The organism is Spirochaetota bacterium (genome assembly GCA_034190085.1).
Lineage (GTDB): Bacteria > Spirochaetota > UBA4802 > UBA4802 > JAFGDQ01 > JAXHTS01.
In genome coordinates this window covers 46,828-73,125 of sequence record JAXHTS010000055.1, presented here as the reverse complement: position 1 = coordinate 73,125, position 26,298 = coordinate 46,828, and the positions used below count along the sequence as shown (strand labels likewise).

Annotated in this window: 21 protein-coding genes and 1 pseudogene; 9 read left to right on the top strand and 13 right to left on the bottom strand. The window is 35.5% G+C overall.

The window, feature by feature from the left end:
- Positions 1–7: 7 nt before the first annotated feature.
- The 8 genes and pseudogenes from SVZ03_11270 (at position 8) to SVZ03_11235 (ending at position 5,699) form a co-directional block, all read left to right on the top strand.
- A complete protein-coding gene (locus SVZ03_11270; protein ID MDY6934782.1) occupies positions 8–451 on the top strand; it encodes a hypothetical protein in 444 nt (147 codons plus the stop codon).
- A 271-nt stretch (positions 452–722) separates the two neighbouring features.
- Positions 723–1,010: a 30S ribosomal protein S6 gene (gene rpsF / locus SVZ03_11265; protein MDY6934781.1), complete on the top strand. Its 288-nt coding sequence runs from the start codon at positions 723–725 to the stop codon at positions 1,008–1,010.
- 20 nt (positions 1,011–1,030) lie between these two features.
- Entirely contained in the window at positions 1,031–1,483 is a 453-nt protein-coding gene (locus SVZ03_11260; GenBank protein ID MDY6934780.1) for a single-stranded DNA-binding protein, read from the top strand.
- Between the two features lie 302 nt (positions 1,484–1,785).
- Positions 1,786–1,992: pseudogene (gene rpsR, locus SVZ03_11255) on the top strand (30S ribosomal protein S18).
- Positions 1,993–1,997: 5 nt separating this feature from the next.
- On the top strand, positions 1,998–2,882 hold the full coding sequence (locus SVZ03_11250; protein MDY6934779.1) for a DUF2232 domain-containing protein: 885 nt from the start codon (positions 1,998–2,000) through the stop codon (positions 2,880–2,882).
- Positions 2,883–3,049: 167 nt separating this feature from the next.
- Positions 3,050–3,493 carry a 50S ribosomal protein L9 gene (gene rplI / locus SVZ03_11245; GenBank protein ID MDY6934778.1) on the top strand — a complete coding sequence of 148 codons (444 nt, stop codon included), beginning with the start codon at positions 3,050–3,052 and terminating at the stop codon, positions 3,491–3,493.
- Between the two features lie 3 nt (positions 3,494–3,496).
- Positions 3,497–4,864 carry a replicative DNA helicase gene (dnaB, locus tag SVZ03_11240; GenBank protein ID MDY6934777.1) on the top strand — a complete coding sequence of 456 codons (1,368 nt, stop codon included), beginning with the start codon at positions 3,497–3,499 and terminating at the stop codon, positions 4,862–4,864.
- Positions 4,865–5,057: 193 nt separating this feature from the next.
- Positions 5,058–5,699 carry a methyltransferase domain-containing protein gene (locus SVZ03_11235; protein MDY6934776.1) on the top strand — a complete coding sequence of 214 codons (642 nt, stop codon included), beginning with the start codon at positions 5,058–5,060 and terminating at the stop codon, positions 5,697–5,699.
- 15 nt (positions 5,700–5,714) lie between these two features.
- Here the strand turns inward: SVZ03_11235 and SVZ03_11230 are convergent, their stop codons facing one another.
- The 5 genes from SVZ03_11230 to SVZ03_11210 all read right to left on the bottom strand — a co-directional run bounded on the left by SVZ03_11230 (position 5,715) and on the right by SVZ03_11210 (position 14,488).
- Positions 5,715–6,455, bottom strand: a complete 741-nt coding sequence (locus tag SVZ03_11230; GenBank protein ID MDY6934775.1) for a class I SAM-dependent methyltransferase — start codon at positions 6,453–6,455, stop codon at positions 5,715–5,717.
- Between the two features lie 357 nt (positions 6,456–6,812).
- A complete protein-coding gene (locus tag SVZ03_11225; GenBank protein MDY6934774.1) occupies positions 6,813–8,510 on the bottom strand; it encodes a Na/Pi cotransporter family protein in 1,698 nt (565 codons plus the stop codon).
- Positions 8,511–8,540: 30 nt separating this feature from the next.
- A complete protein-coding gene (locus SVZ03_11220) occupies positions 8,541–11,546 on the bottom strand; it encodes a tetratricopeptide repeat protein (protein MDY6934773.1) in 3,006 nt (1,001 codons plus the stop codon).
- A 628-nt stretch (positions 11,547–12,174) separates the two neighbouring features.
- Complete coding sequence (locus SVZ03_11215) at positions 12,175–13,380, bottom strand: acyl-CoA dehydrogenase family protein (protein MDY6934772.1); 1,206 nt, start codon at positions 13,378–13,380, stop codon at positions 12,175–12,177.
- Positions 13,381–13,393: 13 nt separating this feature from the next.
- Positions 13,394–14,488: an acyl-CoA dehydrogenase family protein gene (locus SVZ03_11210; GenBank protein MDY6934771.1), complete on the bottom strand. Its 1,095-nt coding sequence runs from the start codon at positions 14,486–14,488 to the stop codon at positions 13,394–13,396.
- A gap of 395 nt (positions 14,489–14,883) precedes the next feature.
- Between SVZ03_11210 and SVZ03_11205 the strand changes: the two genes are divergently transcribed.
- Positions 14,884–15,453: a nitroreductase family protein gene (locus tag SVZ03_11205; protein MDY6934770.1), complete on the top strand. Its 570-nt coding sequence runs from the start codon at positions 14,884–14,886 to the stop codon at positions 15,451–15,453.
- Between the two features lie 162 nt (positions 15,454–15,615).
- Here the strand turns inward: SVZ03_11205 and SVZ03_11200 are convergent, their stop codons facing one another.
- From SVZ03_11200 to SVZ03_11165, 8 genes are all read right to left on the bottom strand, one after another.
- The gene (locus tag SVZ03_11200; GenBank protein MDY6934769.1) at positions 15,616–17,328 is read right to left on the bottom strand and encodes a methyl-accepting chemotaxis protein; all 1,713 of its coding nucleotides are present in this window, start codon (positions 17,326–17,328) and stop codon (positions 15,616–15,618) included.
- An 833-nt stretch (positions 17,329–18,161) separates the two neighbouring features.
- Complete coding sequence (locus tag SVZ03_11195; protein ID MDY6934768.1) at positions 18,162–19,589, bottom strand: hypothetical protein; 1,428 nt, start codon at positions 19,587–19,589, stop codon at positions 18,162–18,164.
- 89 nt (positions 19,590–19,678) lie between these two features.
- Positions 19,679–20,113 carry a substrate-binding domain-containing protein gene (locus tag SVZ03_11190; protein ID MDY6934767.1) on the bottom strand — a complete coding sequence of 145 codons (435 nt, stop codon included), beginning with the start codon at positions 20,111–20,113 and terminating at the stop codon, positions 19,679–19,681.
- Between the two features lie 13 nt (positions 20,114–20,126).
- Positions 20,127–21,557, bottom strand: a complete 1,431-nt coding sequence (locus SVZ03_11185; GenBank protein MDY6934766.1) for a hypothetical protein — start codon at positions 21,555–21,557, stop codon at positions 20,127–20,129.
- Between the two features lie 114 nt (positions 21,558–21,671).
- Positions 21,672–22,106 carry a substrate-binding domain-containing protein gene (locus SVZ03_11180; protein MDY6934765.1) on the bottom strand — a complete coding sequence of 145 codons (435 nt, stop codon included), beginning with the start codon at positions 22,104–22,106 and terminating at the stop codon, positions 21,672–21,674.
- 18 nt (positions 22,107–22,124) lie between these two features.
- On the bottom strand, positions 22,125–23,564 hold the full coding sequence (locus tag SVZ03_11175) for a hypothetical protein (protein MDY6934764.1): 1,440 nt from the start codon (positions 23,562–23,564) through the stop codon (positions 22,125–22,127).
- A gap of 106 nt (positions 23,565–23,670) precedes the next feature.
- On the bottom strand, positions 23,671–24,105 hold the full coding sequence (locus tag SVZ03_11170) for a hypothetical protein (GenBank protein MDY6934763.1): 435 nt from the start codon (positions 24,103–24,105) through the stop codon (positions 23,671–23,673).
- A gap of 20 nt (positions 24,106–24,125) precedes the next feature.
- On the bottom strand, positions 24,126–25,445 hold the full coding sequence (locus tag SVZ03_11165; GenBank protein ID MDY6934762.1) for a hypothetical protein: 1,320 nt from the start codon (positions 25,443–25,445) through the stop codon (positions 24,126–24,128).
- Positions 25,446–26,298: the final 853 nt, after the last annotated feature.

The following is a 26,298-nucleotide window of genomic DNA, read 5'->3' as shown; positions in this document are numbered from 1 at the left end:
TAGGAATATGAAGTCTCTGGGAAGTGCAACAATAATACTATTTATGCTGACTTTATCATTATTCTCTCAGAATAATGATAAAAAAACGGAACCCGTTGCGCTTAACAAGGAGTATTATTCTAAATTAGCAGAAATAATCCCAATTAAGCGAGACTATTTCTTAGACGATGAACTTAACAAGCTCTTTCGAGGCAAGGGATTTGTTGAATCAGTCGACGTATTACAGAGATTTAATAGGCAGTATAGGATAGTGCTTATTGATAGTGATGCCGTGAGTCTTAATATCCGCTTATATATCTATACAAGTAATGATGAATACCTGAAGACTCTACAGAAAGGCGACCTCTTTGAGTATAAGGGGCAATTGGTTATATATACACCGTTAAACTTGGCAAGAAATTCGTATATATTTGACATTTTGCTCGAGGATGGCACTTTACTTGTTAAATAGTGTAATTTAGCAGCTAAGGTGTCAGTAATTCTAATTCTGAATGATATTAATATATTAGATCATAGCCCAAATAGAACAATGAATGTGGTTGAGGTTCGAATCGCTTTTTGCTGTAATGGTTATATTTTATCTCTTTTTTAATACTATTTAAAATGTTGTAAAAAATAGTTGTTGAAAAAAAATGAGCACTTGGGGATATATTATTAATATATATTGACATTTATAGCTGTAAATCAATATTGTGTATTATCTATATAGAGGAGAAGTTACTGTGACTTATGAGCTAACAATTATTTTAAGAATATCAGACTCAGTTGAGACAGTGAAGGATCGAGTTAATCAGATTCTACAGAAGCACGAGGTATCGGTTCTATCTGAAGATAGTTGGGATATTAAAAAGCTTGCTTATTCTATTGACAATGAGAGTGAGGGTTACTACCTTTTTATGTGTATTGAGTCAAAACCCAGTGCTATAGATAGAGTTAAAGCGAATTTTAAGCTAGAAAATGACATCTTGCGGTATCTTTTTATTAGGTTTAAGGAGAAAAAATCTGCTTAATCATATTATGGAGGATTAAGATGCCTAGGGATTTGAATAGGGTAATGTTAATAGGTAGATTAGGGAGAGATCCAGAATTGAGATATACACAAACAGGATCTCCGGTAGCTAATTTTTCTATTGCAAACAATAGATCATACACTACCTCATCTGGTGAAAAGAGGGAGGAAGTTAATTTTTTCAATTGTATTGCTTGGAGTAAATTGGGAGAGATAATCGTTGAATATTGCAAGAAGGGCCGTAGAATTGGCATTGAGGGTCGACTGCAACAGCGTTCATGGGATGATAAGGATGGCAATAAGCGTTCAACTGTTGAAATAGTGGTTGAAAATTTTCAATTTTTGGATTCTAAGTCAACAGTTGATGATAATGTAATTGATGATTTTGTGGAAAATTCCACCCAGCCATCAAATAATGTTTCATCGCATGCATTTAATGAAAATCCATTTTCTGATGAGGATGTACCTTTCTAAAGAGATAATACTTGAGTTCATTTAATTTAGGAGTTGAAATGAGTGAAGATAATATAAAGAGTGAGACTGAAAAAGCTTCATCCAGTGATGAGTTGAAGGGTGAGGATAATACAGACGAAGTGCAAAGCATGAATTCAACCTCAATTAGTGTAGCGGATACACAAGGAGAAAGTGAAGAGACTTCAATACCGTCTATTACTAAACCCTCTGAAAATGAGCAGAATTCGAAAAGTGTTCCGAGTAGTAACAGGAGGCCAGCGCGTTATCAGGATAATAGGAAAAGGACGCATGGGTTTTCGAGATTCAGAAGAAGGGGTTGCCGTTTTTGTCAAAATACTGATATTGTAATTCATTATAGAAATCCTGATATACTGGAAAGATTTATTACAGAAAGAGGGAAAATCCTTCCACGGAGAATTACTGGAACATGCGCAAAGCATCAAAGATCCCTCGCCACGGCAATAAAACGTGCAAGAATTCTAGCTCTCTTACCATTTGTAGTTAAATAGGAAATGTGGTATCAATATTCATATTCATATTAATAGGATTTTTTTTATTAATTGGATCAGCAATCCTTTCCTTTAAGTGGTCTAGAAATGAGCTCATATTATTGTATATTGCTATTGGATTTATTCTTCTAATTGTTATAATTGATAATGATTATCTTCCTTTTGTTTTATATCCAATCACTATTGGTGTTTCTGCAGGTATTACTTTTCGGCATAAGAGATCATTACAGTCTTATATATTGTTATCCTCTCTTTTACTGACAATTATACTATCATCAAACTACTATATCCTAAAGATATATAAGAATATCGATCTATTCGCAAATTCAAAAGATAAATTTATTGAGCTTATTGGTCAAACTCCTAATATTTCACAGAGTGAAGTTGAGGTAATGCAAAACAGATTTGATGATTTGTTGGAAATAGTGCGTGATATAATCCCTTTTACATATTTTCTAAATTCAATCTTTATTGCTGGGTTTTGTTTTTATCTAATCAAGTTTTTCTTCATTCGATATCAGTCAGATATTGACATAGGTGTGAAGGATGTAGAGTATTATAGACTTCATGACTATTCTGTTTTTATTTTTATTCTAGGATGGTTGGTTGTCCTATTATTAAAGAGGGAGGAGAATAATATTCTCTTTGTTATTTCTTTGAATGTCTCCTTAGCGATGTCTGTCCTGTATCTTATTCAGGGAATTGGTATAATAAAATTTTTTTTGATTAAAAAGGGGATTCCCATTTTTTTGTTGTCTGTTTTATTTATTATTATTTTTCTTTTAGGTATTGAGTATATACTGTTTTTTTCTGTTATTTTATCAAGTATGGGTGTCTTCGATCTATGGTTAGATTTCAGAAAGTTGATGGTAAAGGATGAAGGCCAATAATTGATCGAGGAATATATGCAAATTAACACCTTTGCTGGGTATGTATTTAATCCAAATAGCATTGATTGTGATAAATAATTTTGACATTATCCGCTTTGTATAGGGATGAGATTTTACCCCCCGTAAGGGATAATAACATATTATATAACATTTAAATGGAGTTAACAATGAAAGTTATCCTTCAACAAGACATTCAATATTTAGGAGAAGCCGGTGATATCAAAGAGGTGTCTGATGGTTATGCAAGGAATTATCTGCTACCGAAGAAGTTGGTTATTCTATCCAACGAGGTAAGCAAGAAGGCCATGGAGCATCAGAAACGGTTGATCAGAAGGAAAAAGGAGAAGAGGAGAAATCGTATTGAGAAGTTGGCTGAATCCCTAACCGGCATTGAGGTATCAATGAATGCTCAGGTAGGGGAAGAAGGCAAGCTATTTGGTTCAGTAACTTCAATTGATATCGCTAAAAAGCTTAAGGAACTTGGATATGAGATCGATAAAAGGAAGATACAACTTGTTGAACCAATAAAGCATATTGGCAGATATGAGGTGCCAATAAAACTGGATGAAGGTTTTACAGCAAAGGTCGCAATTATTGTTGATAAGGAGTGATTGATGGATGTAGGCAATCTTCCACCGCAGGATCTTGACGCTGAAACATCCTGCTTGGCATCAATCCTTATGAATAAAGATGCGCTATTAAAGGTCACTGGAATTCTCAGTGCCGGGGATTTTTATCTCGACAGGCATAGGATTATCTATGAGGCCATTATTGAGTTGGAGAGAAGAAATCTTCCTGTAGACCTTATTACCCTAAAGCAGCAATTGTCAGATCTTAATCGTTTTGATAAGATTGGGGGGGATCCTGCAATTGTTGAACTCTACCGCTCCGCTTCTACATCAGTTAATGCCGAGTATTATGCCAAAAGAGTCAAGGAGTTGAGCCTTCGTCGAAGGCTGATCGCTGTATCTACTGATGTAGTTGAGAAATGCTACGATATGGCAAGGGATACAGATGAGCTCATCGATGAGGTGGAGCATGATGTTTTTAGGGTAACTGAGCGGCGGATAACGTCAGACTTGAAGAGTATTGACGATATCTTGAATGAGACCATGGTTGATATTAGAAAGATGTACGAGACGAAAAAGCCTATTACTGGAATCCCCACAGGTTTTGCAGACCTTGATGTTATATTATCTGGTTTACACAAATCAGATTTAATTATTGTTGCTAGCAGACCATCAATGGGTAAGACTTCACTAGCCCTTAATATGGCCAATCATATAGCGCTTAAAGAGATGGGAGCTGTTCTTTTTTTTTCACTGGAGATGCCGGCTACGCAATTGGGGCTTCGACTTCTATGTATTGAAGCAATGATAGACTCCCAAAGGGTTCGGACTGGTCATATCAGTTCTGATGAATTTAATAAACTTTTTTCCGTTTCTGGAAAACTCGAAAAAACACCAATCTATATTGATGATACTCCTGCAGTAAGTATATTTGAGCTAAGGGCCAAGGCAAGAAGGATGGCCCAAAGGGAGAGTCTTGGTCTTATTGTTGTTGACTATCTTCAGCTTATTACTAGCTCAATTAAAACAGAGAGGCATTTGCAGATAGCTGAGATCTCTAGAGCCCTGAAGCAACTTGCAAGAGAGTTATCAGTCCCTGTATTAGCTTTATCTCAACTCTCCAGGGCTGTAGAAGCAAGAATCGATCAGAGGCCACAGCTATCTGACCTCAGAGAATCCGGATCAATTGAGCAGGACGCTGATGTTGTTATTTTTATCTATCGTGAGGAGAGGGTCAAGAAGGAGACCGATAAAAAGGGAAGAGCTGAACTCATGATATCAAAACATAGAAATGGTCCGATAGGGAATGTTGAATTGAAGTTTTGGGAGAAATACACTAAATTTGACGATTTAGACACTATTCACAGTTACGAAGAAGCTATTCCAATTGAGTCTTCTACCCGTCCAGTATAAATGATCATTATATTCATTTGGTATAAATTTAAATGTTTATTTCAGCATCCCTTTGACCATAAGTGCGTTTTTATGTAAATTATGGGTAGTTAGAGTTTATCTTCTCAACCTCTTTAATCCTCTTGTGTTATGTTAGGATAAGTCTCAATCGTTAATATGTTTGCCAAATATAATTTAGATAAGTGATATTGAGATGAATAGAGCAAAGGAACAATTTCTTTCGATAATAAAGAGTGATAAGATAAAGCAGAATGTTATTCATGCTTTTATGAATTTTGAGCAGAAAGATTTCTTCGATCCAATATTCAAGAAAAACTATTATACAAATGAATCTATTCCAATTGGGTTTGGAGAGATGAGTGACCCCTTAATTACTCTCTTGAAGATGATAAGCTATCTCTCACCTAAAAAAAAATTTCGAATACTTGAGATTGGCACCGGTTCCGGTTATTCAACAGCTATTCTTTCCTCTTTGGTGCAAGAGATAGTAACTGTTGAATATCATGAAAGGTTAGCAGGGAAGGCAAAGGAGAGATTGAAACAATTAAAAATAGATAATGTGAGGGTCTTTTATGGGGATGGCGCCAGATTCGACAAAGGAATGGGAATTTTTGACGCAGTTATCATTTGGGCTGCATGTAGTCGAAGGCCAATAACATTGATTGAACATATTAAAGATAAGGGATTAATTGTCTTTCCAATGGGGCCAGTTCATCAGCAACAGATAACAATATTGAGAAATGAAGGCGATGAAGAATCTGATCAGATGTTCAAGATTACATTCCATGATTTCTGCACATTCACTCCCCTAAAGGGGGTATATGGTATAGACTAGATTTTCATTATAGAATCATTTTTTTATTATAAAATTGATCATTATTGTATCCCGCTTTACTGGGGAGAATGAATAATCGCCAAATACGTCTATTATGTGAAAATTTTCCTGTTCGATTAAACCCTGCATCTCATCTACTGTATAGATTCGTTGTTTATGCCTCTCAGTGACTTCAACACCACTGTTCTTATTAAGTTTTAGATATGAGTATATAAGTTTTTCTCTTGCATCATATTTATTGCTCCATTCTATTCCCATATCTTTGATTTTATATTTCAATGTTTTTTTATCGAAATATTTTTTTATATTATACTCAGTTGTTATATCAAATAAAAATACGCTGCTTTCATGCATGATCTTTTTTACAGAACTAAGAACCATTCTAATATCTTTGTACTGAATAAGATAATTCATTGTATCATGTACAGAGAAGATAAAATCAAAGGGTTTTGAGAGGTGAAAATTCGTCATATCTCCACAGAAAATGTGGAAGCCCTTAAAGGCTCTCAGTTTCGCAATCCTAAGCATATCGATGGATTTATCCATCCCATAGATTAAAAAATTATCTCTAGAGAATTTTACACCAAACCTCCCTGTTCCACAACCCAGTTCAAGTATTCTTTTGGGAGACTCGATGTGTTTTAGCATTATGGAACGAATATAGTAATACCAACTATCATAATCTACATGCTTAAGTAGATGATCATATACAGATGAAATGGCTGTATAGGGCTCGATTATTCCTTTTGTATCCATTAAGGGTATACTCTATGAGGGTTTATCCTATTCCAATTGTTCCTACATACTCAATCATACATTTCGTCTCCTCCAAACTGATTTTTTAGGAATAGAAATTATCAGCAATTGATCCGGAGGAATCAAATCAATTATGGGAAAAGTCAATTGCTGCTGAAAGCTAAGCAATAAGTTGAAGTACAAAAGGGTGTAGAGGAGGTAAAAAAGGAAGTACAATTTATTTTCTTCTATGGGCCTCTATTGCCTTTTGGACAATTTAAATTATAAGCTCAACAATAACCGAAAGCCCCTGTTCTTTAAGTTAAGTGATGACTCTTTTAAATTTATATTAGACAATGAGTTGAGGAATTAGAGGTGTCAAAATATTCTTGATCCTGATAATCCTTCTGCTACATTTAAGGAATGATCTCCAATCTTTTCAAAGCTTGTAAGCATATCTAAAAATATGAGTCCTGACTGAACATCACAAGCTCCTTCATTCAATCTCTGAATATGCCTTTTCCTCATCTCCATTCTGAGTTCGTCTATTCTGTTTTCTATAACACTGGCCTCAAGTAAAATATTTGAAGCAGATGAAGTAATGCTCTTATATAACAGATCAAGAAATTCCTTTACCTTTCCTGATATTTCCCCTATCTCCTGATATGCTCTTTCTGAGAAATTTAATTTAGTTTCATATTTTCGTCTAAGTAACTTTAAAAGTATCTCACAATGGTCGCCTATCCTTTCAAGTTCATTTACTGTATGAAGCATCATGGAGATTTCATGACTATGTTCCTCTGAGATACTGTGTTGAGAGACTTTAACTAAAAAGGTTGATATCTCCTTTTCTAAAAGGTCTATGATTTCTTCTTTTTTCTGTATCTCTTCAACCACAGTTCCAAGTTTAATATCAGGATTTCTGGAGATATTCATTACCTTATCAAACATATCAATTATTATTTCAATCATTCTTTTTATCTCTTGTCGAGCCTGATTTATGTTTATTGAAGGGGTAGACATTATGGTTGTTGATATATATTTTAGATGAAAAAATTCTTCCCTCTGATCCGCTTTACCTTCAGGAACCATCTTGTTCGCGAACCATGTGAGTATATGGACAAAAGGCAAGAATAAAAGTGTATTTGTAACATTAAAGATTGTATGAAACGCTGCCATATGATCTGCAATTGAGGTAGATCTTTCTATGATATCGGATGAGTAAGGATCACCAGGTATAATCCAGTCTACTAACGGTATAAAGAAGTAATGAAAAAGAAGCAAAATCCACAATACTCCAAAGGTATTAAATAGAAGATGAGCCCATGCGCATCTCCTTGCGTCTGGAGTTGTCCCAATTGATGCAATTTGAGCGGTTACTGTTGTGCCAATGTTTTCACCAAGGATTAAGGCGCATGATGTTTGGAAATCTATTAGTCCATTTACAGCTAGTGCCATTGTCATGGCCATTGTAGCGCTAGATGATTGTATAATTATTGTAATGACAGCGCCGATAAGCACTACAATTATTGCTGAAAAGATTGTATCAGCGCTATATTTAGACATAACATTCATGACTTGCTCTGAATTCCTTAAATCATTAACAGCTCCACTTATATAATTTAAACCAAGAAATAGTAATCCAAAACCAAGGAAAAATTCTCCCCAATATTTTAGGTTTTCTTTATTTGCAAATCTTAAGAAAAAGCCTATAGCTATAGCAGGAAGAGCAAAGGTTGCAACCTTGACCTTAAAACCCAAAATAGCAACAAGCCATCCTGTGAAGGTTGTGCCGATATTGGCCCCAAACATAATTCCAATAGATTGTTGTAAACTGATCAAACCTGCAGTTACAAAACTGACCAGCATTACAGTAGTAGCGCTGGATGACTGAATAATGCTGGTTACAGTAGTGCCTACTATAACTCCAACAAATCTGTTGCTGGTAGCCTTTCCTAATATTATCCTAAGACGATCTCCTGCCGATTTCTGAAGTGATTCACTCATTATCTTCATGCCAAATAGAAAGAGCCCCAGTCCTCCAAGGATTGTTATTGTAGTACTCCAACCGTTCATAAGACCTCATCTAATTATAATAGTGCAATTTTACTTATTCTTAGTAGGGTTTTTTTTCTCATTTTGATTCCGAACTTCTATTGCAGATTCATTGATTGGAAGGGGTATATTCTCCCCCTCCTCAACTTCTGTTTGATTGCTTAATTTTCTGGGTTTCCATCTTTCTTTTTTTGCATTAATCTCACCCTCAACCCTTTTCAGATTTGATGCAATCTCAATATCGTTTGGATCTGAGGTAGATGCTTTTTCGTAATACAACTTTGCCTTATCCAGATCCCCAAGTTTTTCATGACAAAGCCCTGTATATAGAAAGAGTGAAGGATTTCCACCTTTAAGTTCTTTAGCTCTTTCTAAATATACAAGCGCGTCCTTTGGTCTATCTCTTGAGAAGAGAAGTACTCCCATCTGATATAAAACCTTTGGATCATTCTTTCTCAATTTCATAGTGTGTTGTAGATATAGGAATGATTCATCGAGATTCTGAAGGGTTATACAGAGTTTCCCCAGCCTGTAGTTTGCGTTAAAATTGTCCTTATTTATTGCAAGAATAGCTTTATATAGAGTTTCAGCTCTCTCCCATTCCTTCCCTTTTTCATATTTCAATGCTGATCTGTAATAATATTTTTCTTTTAGTGATAATTTTTTAGAAATATATCTTTTTAAGTATGATCTTTTCTCAACGATTCTTTTAAGTTTTAAGAGATATGCTATCTCTTTCTCGAATTGATCATTGGTATAGAATAGTTCAGTTTCCTTTAATTTAGTTAGAAAAGTGTAATCATTTTTAATTTTTTCCTTCATGAATTTAATAAATAGATTATTTCTCTTATTATCTTCAATAAGTTTTAAAAATTTATAATTATTAGATATATATTTACTATGAAAGGTCTCATCTAGTACATATGCCTTTTCATAATTAAAGAAGAAGGCTTTCATCTTATCAGATTTTAAATAATCTTTAATTTCATCAATATCTGTAAAGAAGAGGTGTGATAAGAGATGAATGTTACTATAAAAGAGATTTGAAAACTTACGAGTTTTTATAAGTTTATTGATCCCTGCAATATTTTTCCAGGTTATTTTAAAGGTTTTGTCACTTCGGGATACCAGAACAACAAGATATTGGGAGAAGAAAAATCCTATCCCATATTCGTAAGTATTATTAAGGTTTAGAAGCGAGGTTTGTAATAAATCTGATCTGCAATTTTTTAGATCATATATTTGTATCAATATCCCGTCTTGGGTTAAATTCTTTGTTATAATATTGTAATATTCCTCAGAGAATCTGAAGGGATTTATGCATTGATCAAGGAGATTTGGAATGTCTACGATTATGTTAAAGGGTGACTCACTCTGTTTTAAGTAAAGGAGGATATCTGACTTTTTTGCTGAATTTGTTTCTATATCGGATAATAATTTCTGTTGGATTCCCATATATCCTTCTGGTATGTAATCGAGGCAATATGGATTATTATAATATTCAATTATTGGATTTTTAAAAAATTTGTTATACCCATTGATAAATAGGATTCTATCCTTTTCGTTTAAATACATGGAAATTAGTACCAATGCGCGTTTCATGTTTTTTATTATGCTATCTGAAGCTGTAAAAATCTTCAATCCATTAGTATATACATTAGCAGTATCTTCAATGAATTCATTGTTGGCATTAATTTTTTTTACATCATTAAGGCCAGTTGTTTGATTGATATATAGATTATTATCGATATTAATATTGAAAGAGAAGTATTGTAGAAAAATCAGGGGTATTACTATTAGTGAAAGCAGAATGTAGATAGCCTTCTTGTACACCTTCGTTTTACTCTGTAATAAGTAAATACCTGGAAAGATTATATTCATAAAAATAAGTGTAATTAGAAGGGCATAATACAAAGTATTTGTTATATCAATAATATTCAGGGAGATGAGTATCATTATTGGTAATAAGAATAGGGATATATTAATAATGTTATATTTATTAATGTGTCCATAATGTGATATAACGTGCTTAATCGTATGATAGAGTGAGAAGCCGAAAATGAGTGATGCTGGGGCAAAAAGTAGAATGCCCATATAAAAGGGAATTTGATTATTAAATTTAATTAATAGAATCAGGAAAAACAGAAATGATGCCGGGTAAATCATTTCAACATAGATAAATCCAAATGCCTTTCGAGATATTCTTCCAATAATAAAACCGATAAATATTGAGAAAAGAGTAATACTCAGATAGGCTGTTTTGAGATAAGGAGCGTTTCCATAGTATTTTATAATGCTTTCAATACCAAGAAACAAATAGACTATTATATACGAAAAGTTTAAATATTTGAAGAATATATCATCTCTTCTACCGTTTTCAGGTTTATTGGATTCTAACTTGTCATGCCCTTCCAATTCATTCTCGAATACATGAGAGGCATGATATTGGAGCTTAATAATAAAAATTGTAGAAAAAATTAGTAATAATAAGATTCCATAGACATAATTTCGATCTATATGATTAAAATGATTAAATAGTGTTACAATAAGAATTCCAGATATTATACCTATGATAATTAATAATGGAAATAGTATTGAACCTTCCTCATCATCAACAAAATCTCCGCATAAAATCTTTAAAAAGTAGTTTACCTTGATGCCAACCATAAAAGCTATTGAGAATATGATTAAGGGAATGATGTATATTGACTCGAAAAAAAGATGAATAAGAACCTCCGGCTTATAAGGTATAATTATATTTCTGAATATAAATAAAAATGAGAGCATAACAAAAAGGAGATCAGAGAGTATATAGACTGGTCTTGTTTTTTTGATCCTTATGAATATTATTCTACATAGAAAAATACCCCAAAAGAGGCCTAAAAGTCCCAAGAGAAGGACAATTTTTGCAATGGGTTGATATAGAAAGTAGTATTTTAATGAGAGAGTGATATTTGAGTAAATAATCCCAATAGTAATAAAGGTGAATAGAGTATTAAAATAGATCACTCTTCTTTGAAAGATATCGGGATAGCTGAATTTGCCCACTAACTTCATGTTTATTATTATTTACTATTGATTTTTATCTGAAAAAATAGAACTTCCTTGGATTCCACCTTTTTAACGGGGATAGAATTTTAGCGCTAAATATCGAAGTTAATTTCAATGAATACAGATTTTAATCATTTTTAGAAATTCAGTACGCTAAAATGACCAAGTTGAGTTGGCGACCTTATAGAGGTCTATTCTGTGCATTATGGTATTATTTTGTAATAAACAACAAAATTTATATTATGAATTATGGCAATGATATAGATTTAATCATTTGTGTTCTGATTATAAACAGAATTAACGAGAAAAAAAACAACATTTTTTTAATTATATAATATAAAAAGTTATTTCTCATAAAGAAGCATAATCCGAGTCTGGAGGGAGGAATAGAGTACCCCTATACCATTTATATAGTACTTATCATAAAAATTATATTGAAATTTGATATAAATGAAATAACCTTTATTCTTTTGTAATAATCACTGGATAGATTATTACAAAAGGGGTTATTTGATATTTTAATTTTTCAAATAACCCCTTTGGATATGTTACCTCTTACTCGATTATTGAGTGAATCTACTTGATAAATCAAACCGGATTTATGTATATAAATACTGTGAACAATCCAAGTTTATTATTTTAACTCCTTGCTTGATAATCCTAAGACATTTCGTGCAACAACAAGATGTTGGATTTGCCCGGTTCCTTCAAATATATCTAAAATTTTACAATCCCTCATCCATTTTTCAGCAAGTTCTTTCTGGGAAAAACCCATGGGACCAAGAAGTTCACAACACTTGTGAGTTATTCTAGTCCCATCGCGTCCGCCCTTGGCCTTGCACATGGATGCTTCAAGGCTATTGGCTAATTTATTGTCAGCCATCCATGCTGCTCTCCATGCAAGAAGGCGCATTGCCTCGAGATTCGCTTCCATAAGATAAAATTCCCTCTGCATGCTGGATATGTTATTAACATTTTCATTGTAATCTAAAGCGATCCCATTCTCTTTCATCTTTTCTCTGGTCAAATCGACCCCAGCCCTTGCAACTCCGGTTGCCATTATTCCTACCATAGGCCTGGTGTTATCAAAGGTTTTCATAACCCCCTTAAAGCCTGCGGTGCTCTTGCTCTGAACAACCTCAGCGCTTCCCAGAATATTATTCTTTGGTATTCGGCAATCATTAAGGACCATTGTTCCTGTATCCGATGCTCGCATTCCGAGTTTATCTTCAAGATGATCCAGCTCAAATCCAGGGGTTCCCTTTTCAACAACAAAGGATTTTATACCCGCTTTGCCGGCGCTTCTATCAACAGTTGCCCAAACAACAACTACCTCACAGCGATCTGCGCAAGTAACGAATATTTTTTCGCCATTGAGAACCCACTCATCACCCTCAAGCTTTGCAGTTGTTGTAATTGAGCCTGAATCGGAACCGGAACCAGCCTCTGTGATAGCCATAGCAGCCCATTTTTTCCCAAAACGCTCCAACTGCTCTTCAGTAGCCACAGCATCAATTGCAGCATTTCCAAGACCAGCACCAGGGAATGTAAGCATAAGACCGCAATCACCCCAGCCCATCTCTTCAACAGCAATCATTACATTCATATTCTGACCAATAACACCTTCAGGTGGCGGAGCTTTCTTTTCTCCTGATCCTTTGTCCTTTTTAGCGCCACCTCCCATTGCTCCTGTCATTCCACGGAATACATCTAATTCCTTTGGGTAAACATGCTCCTGCTCATCATACTTTCGAGCTATGGGTCTTAGAACATCCTTGGCAAGGTTGTTCATGTTTTTTTTCATTTCAATTAAATTATCTGGTAATTCTAGTCCTATCATCCTTATGCCTCCTTTATACAATTGCTAATGCTTCAATTATAGCTATTCCTCGACCATTTCGGTAATATCTCTCAACCGGATGGTCTCTAATGAATCCATGACCTCCTAATATCTGAACACCAGAATCAACTACAAACATAGTTTTTTCTCCTACATAGAACTTGGCTAAATAGGATTCCCTCTTCGCATCCTTGCCTGCCTCAAGTCTTGAGGCTGCCTGCCATGTCATTAGTCTCATTGCATCAACTTCATATGCCATCTCAGCTATCATAAAGGCAATTGCCTGTCTATGGGCAATCGGCTCTCCAAATTGAACACGCTCCTTTGCATAGTCTCTTGAATATTCAAATGATGCTCTGCTTATGCCAGTTCCAATCGCAGACATGGCGACTCTCGATTTTTGAATCACTTTATCGAAATCACAACCATTATCACCACCAAGAAGGTCTTCCGCAGGCACTTCGCAATTATCGAGATCTATCTCATATGTCCGTAAGCAATATAGCCCAAGATTCTTCTCTCTTTCACCAATCTTTAATCCTGGATTATCCTTACTTACAATAAATAGATCATTCTTGCCATTATTATTGGCTGCAATCATCATATGTGATGATTCGGCTCCAAAGGGGACAAAACATTTTTTTCCATTTAGAATATAGGAACCATTCTTTTTCGAAGCCGTAGTCTTAAGATTGACAACATCAAAACCAAAATGGGGCTCATTTATCCCAAGGGTGAAGGGCTTAAATGATTCACCGCAGCATTCTGGAAGGTATTTCTTCTTCTGTGCATCTGTTCCCATCTCCAGAAGAGGTTGAATAAATAACGATGGTAGGGTAGCCGCTACGGCAAAAGCCATCTCCCCGCTAGCCAATTCTTCTAGAACAATAGCATTCATTATTGGAGAGTGCTGCATTCCATATCCACCATATTCTTCCGGAACTGGCGAAATAGAGATGCCAAGCTCCCATGCCTTTTGGAGATAATTTTCATCTATTTCACCATTTTCATCCATATCATGAGCATTATCAAGAATATTGTCCTTGACAAAGCTCTGAATGGTATCTCTCATTATTGCTTGTTCTTCTGACATTGAAAAACCAAACATATAATCCTCCAAATTCCTATTAGTAATTTAAAAATATTTGCATAAGCCTGAAAGTTAATATTATCGCTTTCGAGAAAAAGAGTGGGTTTACATTATTAAGACTCGGTATAATAGTGTTCATTATTTGAGCAATGATATTAAATATAAGTCAATAAATATAAAACCGAAATATTTACCAAGTTTCAAGCTTATGACCTAAAGTAAACAAAGACATTTATCAATCAATGATTTTTTGTTTTGAATTATTATTTTTTGGATTACTTTCCAATAAAAGGTGACTATGGTGCTATCTCCCACTTCGGATGGCATTGTGAAAGCTTATTTTTGCAGGTTATCCTCAAGAATCTGAGATATAGTTTCTTATTAAGATATATTATGAAATAAGGAGGGAATGAATGTCTGATTTTTTTGATCTGTTAATTATTAGACGATCCATTAGAGATTTTGAGGAAAGAACTGTTCCTCAAAATTTAATAATGGATATTATAAAGGATAGCTGTCTGGCTCCAAGCTCAGGCAATGGGCAACCCTGGAAATTTATTATTGTCAATAATCAAGATTTAATTAAGAGACTCTCTGATGATAGTAAAAAGAATATCCTTTCCTCTATTGAAAAAGATCCAACATCTCCTTCCAAAAAGTATGAGGGTATACTTAAGGATAAAAATTTTAATGTCTTCTATAACTCTCCAAGCCTTATCATGATTGTGGGTGCTAATAATCATAGGTCAACCTATGTAGATTGTACACTTGCGGCATGCTATTTCATGTTGTCTGCTAGTGCGAGGGGATTGGGGACATGCTGGATCAATCTGGGCGCTGATATCAGAGCCCATGACCTTTTAGAAGAGATCGGATTGCCTGAGGGTCATAAAATAGTAGCGCCGATTATATTAGGTTATCCTAAAGAGATACCAAGCATACCCTCGAGAAAGGAGCCTCAGATTCTAAGAGTCATTACCTAGAGATAAATATTTGATTAACTTTTAGTAATAAATTGCTCATTGAAGAAATTCCCTTATGAGCATAATTATATAATCCAAAGGGGATGATAAACAACCCATGTCATGTTTATTATAATTTGGATGATGTCCGAATATATCTGAGGAAGATTTAAATCAGTAAAGCTATGTTTTAAAGAAGTCCACTAATTTATTAAGATTTTCTGTCATTTCAGATGCTTGTTTAGTATTTGTCGCGATGTTCTCCGCTCCAGTAGAAGTAATCTGTGTTGATTCAGTAATGGTTGATATGGACTTGGAGATTTCGTCAACAGCTATTTTTAGTTCTTCAGTTGCGTATCTGATCTCTTCAGATTTATTTTTTACGTTGATAGCTTCATTATTAACAGAATCATTCCTTTCCAATTGGTTTGTCATATCTGTAGAGATATTATTCATCATCTCATTAATGGATTTGACTCCATTAATTATTTTGCTAATTATATTTACTGTATCTGTAACGTTTTTCATTCCCTTAGTTATCTCTTTATCATTGGTTGTTACTAATTGGTCTATGTCTTTGATGCTAACGGCCGTTTGATCAGCCAACTTTGATATTTCATCAGCAACAACCGCAAAACCTCTTCCAGCATCACCTGCTCTCGCAGCTTCAATGGCAGCATTTAGCGACAATAGATTTATTTTATCAGAAATATCATTGATGATGTTAACGATGTCTGTTATTTTCGAGGAACTGTTGCTAATCTTATTCATGCTTTCATTCATATAGTCAAGATAACTACTCCCTGATTTTGCAGATGATGAAATATCTTCAACTAAGGACATCGCCTCTCCAATCCGCCTACTCATATTAGTTATAATTTTAGAGAGGCCCTGCATCTGTTCTATTAATGAATTCATCTGCTGGAATTGATCTCCAGCCCTGTTAGAGATTAAATCCATGCTTGCGGAAATTTGTTCAATTGTTGAATGAATTTCTTCCGAGGAGGCTGCCTGGCTTTGGATATTCATTGAAAAGGTATCTGTAACTTTCGCAATACCTGTAGAGGAGGTGGCCAGATTTTTTGAGAAATCCTTTACCTCTTTGATAACGTTTCTGATCTTATCTACAAAGGTGTTGAAGGATTTAGCCATCTCTCCTAACTCATCCTTTGATTCAATTAAGAGTTTAGCGGTTAAGTCGCCATCAATGTTTGATATATCATTAAGCTTTGTATTAACCGAAATTATTGGGCGAACTATCTTGTTTGCCATAAAAAGAACGATTATAAAGCCAAAGAGAAAGAATGCAAATACAAATATTATATTAGTAATTTTTGTGTTATCCAGATCCTTTTGGATATTCCCAATTGTGTTTATCAATTCTTGAGTTTGATTATCTCGGTACCTGCTCAGTATGTTATTTAACTTATCGCGAACAACAACAAAGACGTCCAGCATCGCATTGCCCGCTTCTGAGCCGCCTTCAAGATAGGCATGGGCCACTTCATTGCCAACATCATAATAATTTTTAAGATTCGCCTTCATCTGCTCAATCTCTTTCAACTCATCAGGTGTGTTTTGGAACTTTTCGATCAATTTGTCAACATTATTGATCGCACTGTTATAATGCTTTTGGGCTTCATCAAAACCTTGATCATAGCCCTTTGCTCCCCTTGTTAAGGCTACATTCGTGAGCCAATCTTGAATCATGATTACATCTTTTTCAATATCAATAAATAATAGGGCATTTGGTAAATTTGTCTCTTTGACTAATAGTGCATGTCTCGAGTTAATGTGTGAGACGTATGCGCCAACACTCAATATAATAGTGGCTGGCAGAAGAATGAGAATAAAAGCAAAAAAGAGTTTCGCCTTAATTCTCATTTTTTTAAACATATTTAACGAGATGCTCATGTTTTTATACCTAAATAATAGATTATATTGCTTAATTTGTATAATTTATAATGCACTAAATTTTAAATAGTTACAAGTAATTTTTATAGTAAAAAAAAAAATACAAGTAAGTTCTCAATAAATTGCAGGGAAATTACCATAAACCCAGTAGCTGGTGGGGATTATGGTAATTTTTGAGATGTTATAATTATACAAATTTATAGTATGTGATTCATTATTATTTAAAATAAAGAATCACAAGTAATTTAATATATATTCATGAAACAACCACGGATACTGGAGATGCTATCTGATCATTTCAATAGGACTTTTATATAAATTTTATCATAAAATTTATAGATAAAATAAATGCGAATGTTTTAGAATTACTTTGTTGTATCTGTGAATTCTCCAATAAAGCTTGAGGAAGGTTTAATGTTCACAATGTAACATTTATTATTGATTTAGTATATTTAGGGGGTAATGAAATTATAAAAATATAGTATAGTATCCACAGTAACACTTCTTCTAATAAAATTTAATTTTATTATAGATAATTGACTATTGTCAATATCAATAATATTATAATCACCTTGATGCATAAGCGTGATTTATCAGTATTATTAAATATTGCTGAAAACTCAGTTAACTTGATTAAGTTAAATTCTATTTTGATAAAGTATACAGTTAAGCCAATAAAAATAAAACTAAAATCAACAAGAATTCTTAACCTCGTTATCCTGCAATCCAATAAATAATTTTCCTGCCAGTAGGATTAGAACTAAGCAATAGTGATTAATTCGAATTAATCACTATTGCTTATCTGGTTGTCTTTATTAAAATGCAACTGATATCCCGGCCATATATATGACCATGTCATTGTTCCTTTTAACATCCTTGGTCGGGTCTAATAGATTGGCCATGTTGCCGACATCAGATTCCATATCTACTATATCACATTCAACCTTTATTGCTATTCTTGGCTTGGGCTTAAAGTTCATCCCAATAATATATATATTCGATGATTCAATTATTATTGAAGTTTGCGATATGTCAGTATCCATGGCCATATATTCATATCTAAAATATGGGGCTATTTTGTTATAAAATTGGTATTCAACCTGACCATAATAGGTGTAATACTTGGCATCATCTTCCTGTACAGGATAGCCATGAACTGAATTAACAATTCTATTATCGTTGTCTTTGTCCATCCATTGGTACAGCCCTTCAGTTTGTAAAATGAAGGTGCCGTCAAAGGGCAGTGAACCTATGCTGAGTTTCAGGTGCGCAAGGGCGATTGTATCCCATTGTTTTTTAGTGTATTCATCCTTTGATGGGTCATAGTCCATGGTTACAACAATGTTATTAGGATTAGTTGAATCCAAGAGATCAGATGTACCGATATCCAACAGATAAGTTTTTTGGGATATTATTGTAGTTTTGCCATAATACCCTGAACCCCCAAATTCAAGATCAATTTTATCTGCGATTGTGGGGAGCTTAATATTTAAAAAACCACCTGCCGCCTTATTCTTATTATCATCGTATAAGGCATCAGCATTTGATATACCGTTCCCGACATAGGCCATGTATTCAAATAATGTGCCTGCTACATCCATTGACCCAACAAGCTCAACACCTGTCTGCGCCTTTGGCATCCCAATTCCTATAATTGGTGCCTGCACCAGCATGGGAAGTCTTATGCTGGTGAGAATGGGGGCGCCATGATCACGCTGCCATATTCCAAAGGGAGTAAAATATCGTCCGAAACGCAGATTGGCATAGGATAATTCATTCCACTCAATGTAGGCGCGTTCAATGTCTATTGAACCGTACTTGGAGAGAGAAAAGGTGGGTGTCATATAGGATGAATCAAAGGGGGTTCCTATCATATTGCCCGTTGAATACAGGGTCACCTCGCCAGTAGAATCATCTACTACCTGGGTAGTCTCTGGTTCCTTTTCAATTTCTCCAGTCGGTGAGTAACGAAAGGTAATTTCGCTAAAGGCCTTCCAACCCTTATCAACGAAAAATGTAAAATATAGATTGAGATCACTCTGTACGAAATTGCCATTATCATTTTGTGATGGCGATATGGAAGATAGCATATTATCATCTGAATCGAAATCAAAATCTATATAAACTGTCTGAAGAAAACCAGTGATGTGATATCGGTTTTCTTCTTCTATATACTGAGCATAAAGCATGCTTTGAGTGCTTAAAGTAAGCAGCAATACGATTAGACCAAATAAGATTTTCATATAATATTTCCTCCAAGTTATGGTTTTAAGAGCATAGGGTATTTAAATGAAGATTCATAAATCCCTAAATCTTTAGGTTTTCATTACCGTTAGTCAATAATTTTCACAGAGGAGCCCGCCTCTGACCTCTTAACGAATCCGATAAACTTGGGTGAGTTGCTCACCATGGTTACTATTACATTGCTGGCAACCTTGCGAGGTGTTGGAGTACCGTCCCGTATGCTTTTTTTTACCCATGACGAATCCAGTTTGGAAGGCGTAGTGTTTAAATATTTTGAGCAGAATTGCTCTGTTATGCCAGAGTTGTTGTTCAGCAAAACCTTGACAGCGCCCCCGTCAGGCCAGTTGGTAACATCACCATTAAAGATGCGTTTTATCTGACTAGCGCTAAGCGAGCCCTTGCTGTTATTCGCTATCACAACAACATCATCCTGAGCAGGAACCTCATGCAATCCTAATATGAAGGTTCCTGCCATCATAACTAATATTAAGAGAAGACGAGTAATTCTATTTGTATTTTTCATGTTACCTCCTTAATTAAAATGCAACTGAGATTCCAGCCAAATAATATATCATGTCATTGTTCATTTTTACATCCTTGGTCGGATCCGATAGGTTGGCCATGTTGCCGAAATCAGTTTCAATATCAACTATTATACTTTCGATCTTAATTGCTATTCTTGGTTTGGGCTTAAAGCTTATCCCCATTGTATACATGGTCGAATTTTCCAGTAAAACAACATTTTGTGCTATATCACTATCTAGAGACATTATTTCATATCTAAAATAGGGAGCAATTTTGCCATAGAATTGGTATTCAACCTGACCATAATAGGTATAATACTTAGCGTCATCCTCCTGAACGGCATAGCCATGAACTAAATCTACAATTCTAGGATCGTCATCTTTGTCCATCCATTGGTGCAGCCCTTCAGCCTGTAAGACGAATGTGCCGTCAAAGGGTAGCGAACTAATGCTTAATTTCAGGTGTGCAAGGGCGATTGTATCCCACTGTTTGGTAGTATACTTATCTTGTGATGGATCGTAGTCCATGGTAACAACAATGTTATTGGGATTAGTAGAATCCAAGAGATCAGATGTGCCTATATCCAACAAATAGGTTTTTTGGGATATATGTGTTGTCTTGCCATAATACCCTGAACCTCCCAATTCAAGATCGATCTTATCAGCAATTGTGGGTAACTTGATATTCAAAAAGGCTCCTACCCCTTTATTCTTATTATTATCATATAACGCATCAGCATTAGATATACCATTCCCTACATATGCCATGTATTCAATCAATGTGCCAGCATCCATTGTTCCAACAAGCTCAACGCCTGTCTGTGCCTTGGGCATTCCCAATCCTGGCAATGGCGGCTGTACTAGCATTGGGAGTCGTATACTCGTGAGAATAGGAGCGCCATGATCACGCTGCCATATCCCAAAGGGGGTAAAGAAACGTCCGAAGCGGAGATTAGCATAAGACAATTCATTCCACTCTATATAGGCTCGTTCAATATCTATTGAACCATACTTGGATAGCGAAAATGTGGGCGTCATATAGGATGAATCGAAGGGGGTTCCTATCATGTTTCCCGTTGAATACAGGGTTACCTCGCCAGTAGTTTCATCTACTACCTGGGTTGTCTCTGGCTCAATTGTAATATTCCCAGTGGGTGTGTATCGAAATGCTATTTCGCTAAAAGCCTTCCATCCATCATCAACAAAGAATGTAAAATAGATATTGAGATCACTCTGTACAAAATATCCGTTATCATTTAGCTGTGGCGCTAAGGCAGACATCATATTTTCATCGGAATCAAAATTGATGTCCATATAGACTGTCTGCATAAACCCGGAGATGTGAAACCGTTTCTCCTCTTCCATAAACTGTGCAAAAAGCATCCCCTGAATGCCTAAGGTGAGAAACAATCCATATACTAATAAAAGAAAATACTTTTTCATCTAAATTTCCTCCAAAATTTGTAATTTTTTTTGCTTAAAGCTATTTAGATTTAAGAGTATAGGATATTCAAATGATAAATCATGAATTTCCTAACTCCTTATTCCCCCTACACATTAGTCAATAATTTTCACAGAGGAGCCTGCCTCTGACCTCTTAACAAATCCGATAAACTTGGGCGAATTGCTCACCATGGTTACTATTACATTGCTGGCAACCTTGCGTGGTGTTGGAGTACCATCTCGTATACTCTTCTTTACCCATGACGAATCCAGTTTGGAAGGCGTAGTGTTAAGGTACTTTGAGCAAAATTGTTCTGTTACGCCGGCGTTGCTGTTCAGCAAAACCTTAACAGTGCCTCCGTCAGGCCAGTTGGTGACATCGCCAGTAAAGATGCGCTTTATCTGACTGGCACTAAGCGAGCCCTTGCTATTGTTTACTATCACAACAACATCATCCTGTGCAGGAGTCTCATGCACTCCTATGATGAATGTTCCTGTAAGAAGGATTAGAGTAAGAACTAAGTAATTAAATAGACTTTTCTTTTTCATGTTAACCCTCCCTTAGCATTAAAAAGCTACTGATATTGACGCAACATATACAGTCATATCATTATTTATTTTTTCATCTTTTGTAGGATCCAGATAATTGGCCATGTTGGCAGTGTCGGTTTCCATATCTACGATATTAGCTTCTGCCTTAATCGCAATCTTTGGTCTTGGCTTGTAATTGATACCTACTACATACATGTATGTCTGTTCAGACATTATCTTCTCCTGTGCTATATCAGTATCTTTATTAGTAGTCTCATACCTAAAATAGGGAGTAAGTTTACCATAGAATTGATATTCCACCTGTCCGTAATAGGAGTAGTACTTCATATCATCTTCCTGTATATTATAGCCGTGAACTGAGTCTACAATTCTAATATCATCGTCCTTGTCACTCCATTGATGCACACCTTCAGCCTGTAGGATGAATGTGCCATCAAGGGGTAGTGATGCTATGGAGAGTTTAAGATGGGCCAGTGCCATTGTGTCCCATTGCTTAGCTGTGTATTCATCTTGTGAGGGATCATAATCCATGGTTACAACAATATTATTTGGATTAGTTGAATCCAATAGGTCTGATGTTCCTATATCCAATAAATAGGTTTTCTGAGAGATATATGTTCGCTTGCCATAATATCCTGAACCGCCAAACTCAATATCTATTCTGTCAGCGATTGTTGGAAGTTTAAAGTTTAGAAATCCACCAACTGCCTTATTTGAATTGTCATCATATAGCGCTTCAGCTTCTGATATCCCATTCCCCACATAGGCAGCATACTCTATTAATGTGTCTGCAACATCAATTGATCCAAGTAGCTCCACACCTGTCTGCGCTTTAGGCATTCCGGTTGTTCCTAATGTCGGGACTACCATTAAAGGGAGCCGCGCGCTTGTTACGATTGGCGCTCCATGATCGCGCTGCCATATCCCAAAGGGGGTAAAATATCGACCAAAGCGTAGATTAGCATAGGACAGTTTGTTCCATTCAATATATGCGCGTTCAATTTCAATTGCGCCATATTTAGAAAGTGAGAATGTTGGGGTCATGTATGAAGTGTCATAAGGCGTCCCAATCATATTTCCTGTAGAATAAATGGTTACCTGGCCAGTAGTGGAGTCTATTACCTGGGTTGTCTCTGGCTCTATATCAAGTTCTCCAGTTGGCTTGTAACAGAAGGCAACCTCACTGAAGGCCTTCCAGCCCTCATCGATGAAGAAGCTAAAATAAAGATTTAGATCACTCTGCACAAATGCTCCATTTTCGTTTGCATTTGTTTGGACTGATTCTAACATGCTATTTTCTGACTCTACATCTAATTGTATGTATATGGTCTGCATAAATCCGGATATATGAAATCGTTTCTCCTCTTCCATCATCAATTGAGCAAAAAGCATACTGTGGGTGCTAATGATAAGCTGTACTATGCTGACCAATAATAGTAAATGCTTCATCATCATAAATTACCTCCAAATTTTGTAGTTTATTGCTTTAAGCTATTATTTATAGTGCATTGGATATTCACATGAAGAATGTGATTTCCTAGCTCCATATTCCAACAATACATCAATCAATAATTTTTACAGAGGAGCCCGCCTCTGACCTTTTGACAAATCCTATAAACTTTGGCGAGTTGCTCACCATGGTAACTATTACATTGCTGGCAACCTTGCGCGGGGTAGGTGTGCCGTCCCGTATGCTCTTTTTTACCCATGACGAATCCAGTTTGGAAGGCGTTGTGTTTAAGTACTTTGAGCAGAATTGCTCTGTTATGCCGGGATTGCTGTTCAGCAAAACCTTGACAGCACCTCCATCAGGCCAGTTGGTAACATCACCATTAAAGATGCGTTTTATCTGACTAGCATTAAGCGAGCCCTTGCTATTATTCGCTATCACAACAACGTCATCCTGAGCAGGAGCCTCATGCAGTCCTATGGTGAATGTCCCTGCCAAAAGGATAAGAGATAATATTAAGTGACTCTTTATACTTTTCTTCTTCATGTTTAAACCTCCCTTTAGAATTAAAAAGCTACTGATATTGATCCCATATAGATAATCATATCATTATTCATCTTTTCATCTTTTGTTGGATCCCAACGATTAGCCATGTTGCCAACGTCGCTATCCAGATCAGCAATAATAGTTTCCGCCTTTATGGCAACCTTTGGCCTTGGCTTATAATTTAGACCTGTTACATACATTGTTGAATTTTTGGTTAATATCTTATCCTGTGCTATATCAGTATCTCGATTAGTAATTTCATATCTAAAATAGGGAGTAAGTTTACCATAGAATTGATATTCCACCTGTCCGTAATAGGAGTAATACTTCATATCATCTTCCTGTACACTATAGCCGTGAACTGAATTTACAATTCTACTATCATCATCCCTGTCACTCCCTTGATGCACACCTTCAGCCTGTAGGATGAAGGTGCCATCAAGGGGTAGTGATGCTATGGAGAGTTTAAGATGAGCCAGTGCCATTGTGTCCCATTGCTCAGCGGCGTATTCATCTTGTGAAGGATCATAATCCATTGTTACAACAATATTATTTAGATTAGTTGAATCCAATAGGTCTGATGTCCCTATAGCCAACAAATAGGTTTTTTGCGAGATATGTGTTCGCTTGCCATAATAACCTGAGCCGCCAAACTCAACATCTATTCTGCCAGCGATTGTTGGAAGCTTAAAATTTAGGAACCCACCAACAGCCTTATTTGCATTGTCATCATATAGCGCATCAGCCTCGGATATGCCATTCTCTACATAGGCAGCATACTCGATTAATGTGTCTGCAATATCAACTTTCCCAAGTAACTCTACCCCTGTTTTGGACGTTGGCATCCCGGTTCCTCCCAATGCTGAAACTACCATTATAGGGAGGCGCACGCTTGTTACGACTGGCGCTCCATGATAGCGCTGCCATATCCCCAAGGGGGTGAAATAGCGACCAAAGCGTAGATTAGCATAGGACAGTTTGTTCCATTCAATATATGCGCGTTCAATTTCAATTGCGCCATATTTAGAAAGTGAGAATGTTGGGGTCATGTAAGATGTATCATAGGGCGTTCCGATCATATTTCCAGTTGAATATAGGGTTACCTCGCCAGTAGTGGAGTCTATGACCTGGGTTGTCTCAGGCTCTACATTTAATTCTCTTGTTGGTGTGTAAAGGAAGGCAACTTCACTAAAGGCCTTCCAGCCTTCATCGATAAAGAAGGTAAAATAGAGATTCAGATCGCTCTGCATGAATGCACCATTTTTGTTTGAATTTGTTTGTATAGTTTCCATCATACTCTCTTCAGCAGCAGGATCAATTTGTATATATATGGTCTGCATAAACCCAGATATGTGATAGCGCTATTTTTCAATATCCTGAGCCAAAAGTGTGTTCTGAACAACTGCCATGATCAATACAAAACAATATACAAGTAGTATTTTGTTTCTCATCCTATACCTCCGAAATGATTTTTTATTAATATATTTTGCTGATATCTTTTTGTTAAAGAAAACCTTTATTTATTCGGTTCTAGATCATGCAAAATCTATAATCTTTTCACCTCCTTTTTAATAAAGGTTATTCCAATTTTTCATTGGAAATTATATTATATTTAAAATTCCTGATGGGAGATTTATTAGATCCGCTTAATGTTTTGTCATCCTGTTATGGATAGATTTAAAACTACTCATTTGATATCCATAAAGTATTCATGCTAAATTGAATATAATTAAGAGCTATCTATGTTTGCTGAAATAGAGCTTAATGATAATTTGGTTATTACAAAATTATTGAAACCTTTGTAGTATAACTCATATCAGCGATAATACAAGAAAAATATTATAGAAGTGGAGTTTAATTATCCAATCCATATTCATCTGATAATTAGTCCATCTTTATTTCTTTTCATTATATCATTGGGGATAAATGTTTGCACTCAACTAGGCTAAGTTAAGAAAAGAAAATAATATTTCCATATTGATGTACATTTCAAATGCGCATAACGCCTGCTCCACTTGGGAAGGGAGATGGAAAAAGTCTTCTGAGACTTCAGATCTTTCTATATTTATTAAACTTTACTGAAATAAGCGTTGAATAAATCCCTTACCTTTATTTTTAGCCGAGAGTCGAAAGGATGGAATCGCAATGCACGTTTAATGTTGTTTTCAACTCAAGGAAATCTGGATTATGTCT

What these genes read in the sequence shown, in the direction of transcription:
- SVZ03_11270 (MDY6934782.1), top strand. Translation starts at nt 8, where the DNA reads ATGAAGTCTCTGGGAAGTGCAACAATAATACTATTTATGCTGACTTTA.
- SVZ03_11260 (MDY6934780.1), top strand. Translation starts at nt 1,031, where the DNA reads ATGCCTAGGGATTTGAATAGGGTAATGTTAATAGGTAGATTAGGGAGA.
- rplI (MDY6934778.1), top strand. Translation starts at nt 3,050, where the DNA reads ATGAAAGTTATCCTTCAACAAGACATTCAATATTTAGGAGAAGCCGGT.
- dnaB (MDY6934777.1), top strand. Translation starts at nt 3,497, where the DNA reads ATGGATGTAGGCAATCTTCCACCGCAGGATCTTGACGCTGAAACATCC.
- SVZ03_11235 (MDY6934776.1), top strand. Translation starts at nt 5,058, where the DNA reads ATGAATAGAGCAAAGGAACAATTTCTTTCGATAATAAAGAGTGATAAG.
- SVZ03_11230 (MDY6934775.1), bottom strand. Translation starts at nt 6,455, where the DNA reads ATGGATACAAAAGGAATAATCGAGCCCTATACAGCCATTTCATCTGTA.
- SVZ03_11225 (MDY6934774.1), bottom strand. Translation starts at nt 8,510, where the DNA reads ATGAACGGTTGGAGTACTACAATAACAATCCTTGGAGGACTGGGGCTC.
- SVZ03_11220 (MDY6934773.1), bottom strand. Translation starts at nt 11,546, where the DNA reads ATGAAGTTAGTGGGCAAATTCAGCTATCCCGATATCTTTCAAAGAAGA.
- SVZ03_11215 (MDY6934772.1), bottom strand. Translation starts at nt 13,380, where the DNA reads ATGATAGGACTAGAATTACCAGATAATTTAATTGAAATGAAAAAAAAC.
- SVZ03_11210 (MDY6934771.1), bottom strand. Translation starts at nt 14,488, where the DNA reads ATGTTTGGTTTTTCAATGTCAGAAGAACAAGCAATAATGAGAGATACC.
- SVZ03_11205 (MDY6934770.1), top strand. Translation starts at nt 14,884, where the DNA reads ATGTCTGATTTTTTTGATCTGTTAATTATTAGACGATCCATTAGAGAT.
- SVZ03_11200 (MDY6934769.1), bottom strand. Translation starts at nt 17,328, where the DNA reads ATGTTTAAAAAAATGAGAATTAAGGCGAAACTCTTTTTTGCTTTTATT.
- SVZ03_11195 (MDY6934768.1), bottom strand. Translation starts at nt 19,589, where the DNA reads ATGAAAATCTTATTTGGTCTAATCGTATTGCTGCTTACTTTAAGCACT.
- SVZ03_11190 (MDY6934767.1), bottom strand. Translation starts at nt 20,113, where the DNA reads ATGAAAAATACAAATAGAATTACTCGTCTTCTCTTAATATTAGTTATG.
- SVZ03_11185 (MDY6934766.1), bottom strand. Translation starts at nt 21,557, where the DNA reads ATGAAAAAGTATTTTCTTTTATTAGTATATGGATTGTTTCTCACCTTA.
- SVZ03_11180 (MDY6934765.1), bottom strand. Translation starts at nt 22,106, where the DNA reads ATGAAAAAGAAAAGTCTATTTAATTACTTAGTTCTTACTCTAATCCTT.
- SVZ03_11175 (MDY6934764.1), bottom strand. Translation starts at nt 23,564, where the DNA reads ATGATGATGAAGCATTTACTATTATTGGTCAGCATAGTACAGCTTATC.
- SVZ03_11170 (MDY6934763.1), bottom strand. Translation starts at nt 24,105, where the DNA reads ATGAAGAAGAAAAGTATAAAGAGTCACTTAATATTATCTCTTATCCTT.
- SVZ03_11165 (MDY6934762.1), bottom strand. Translation starts at nt 25,445, where the DNA reads ATGCAGACCATATATATACAAATTGATCCTGCTGCTGAAGAGAGTATG.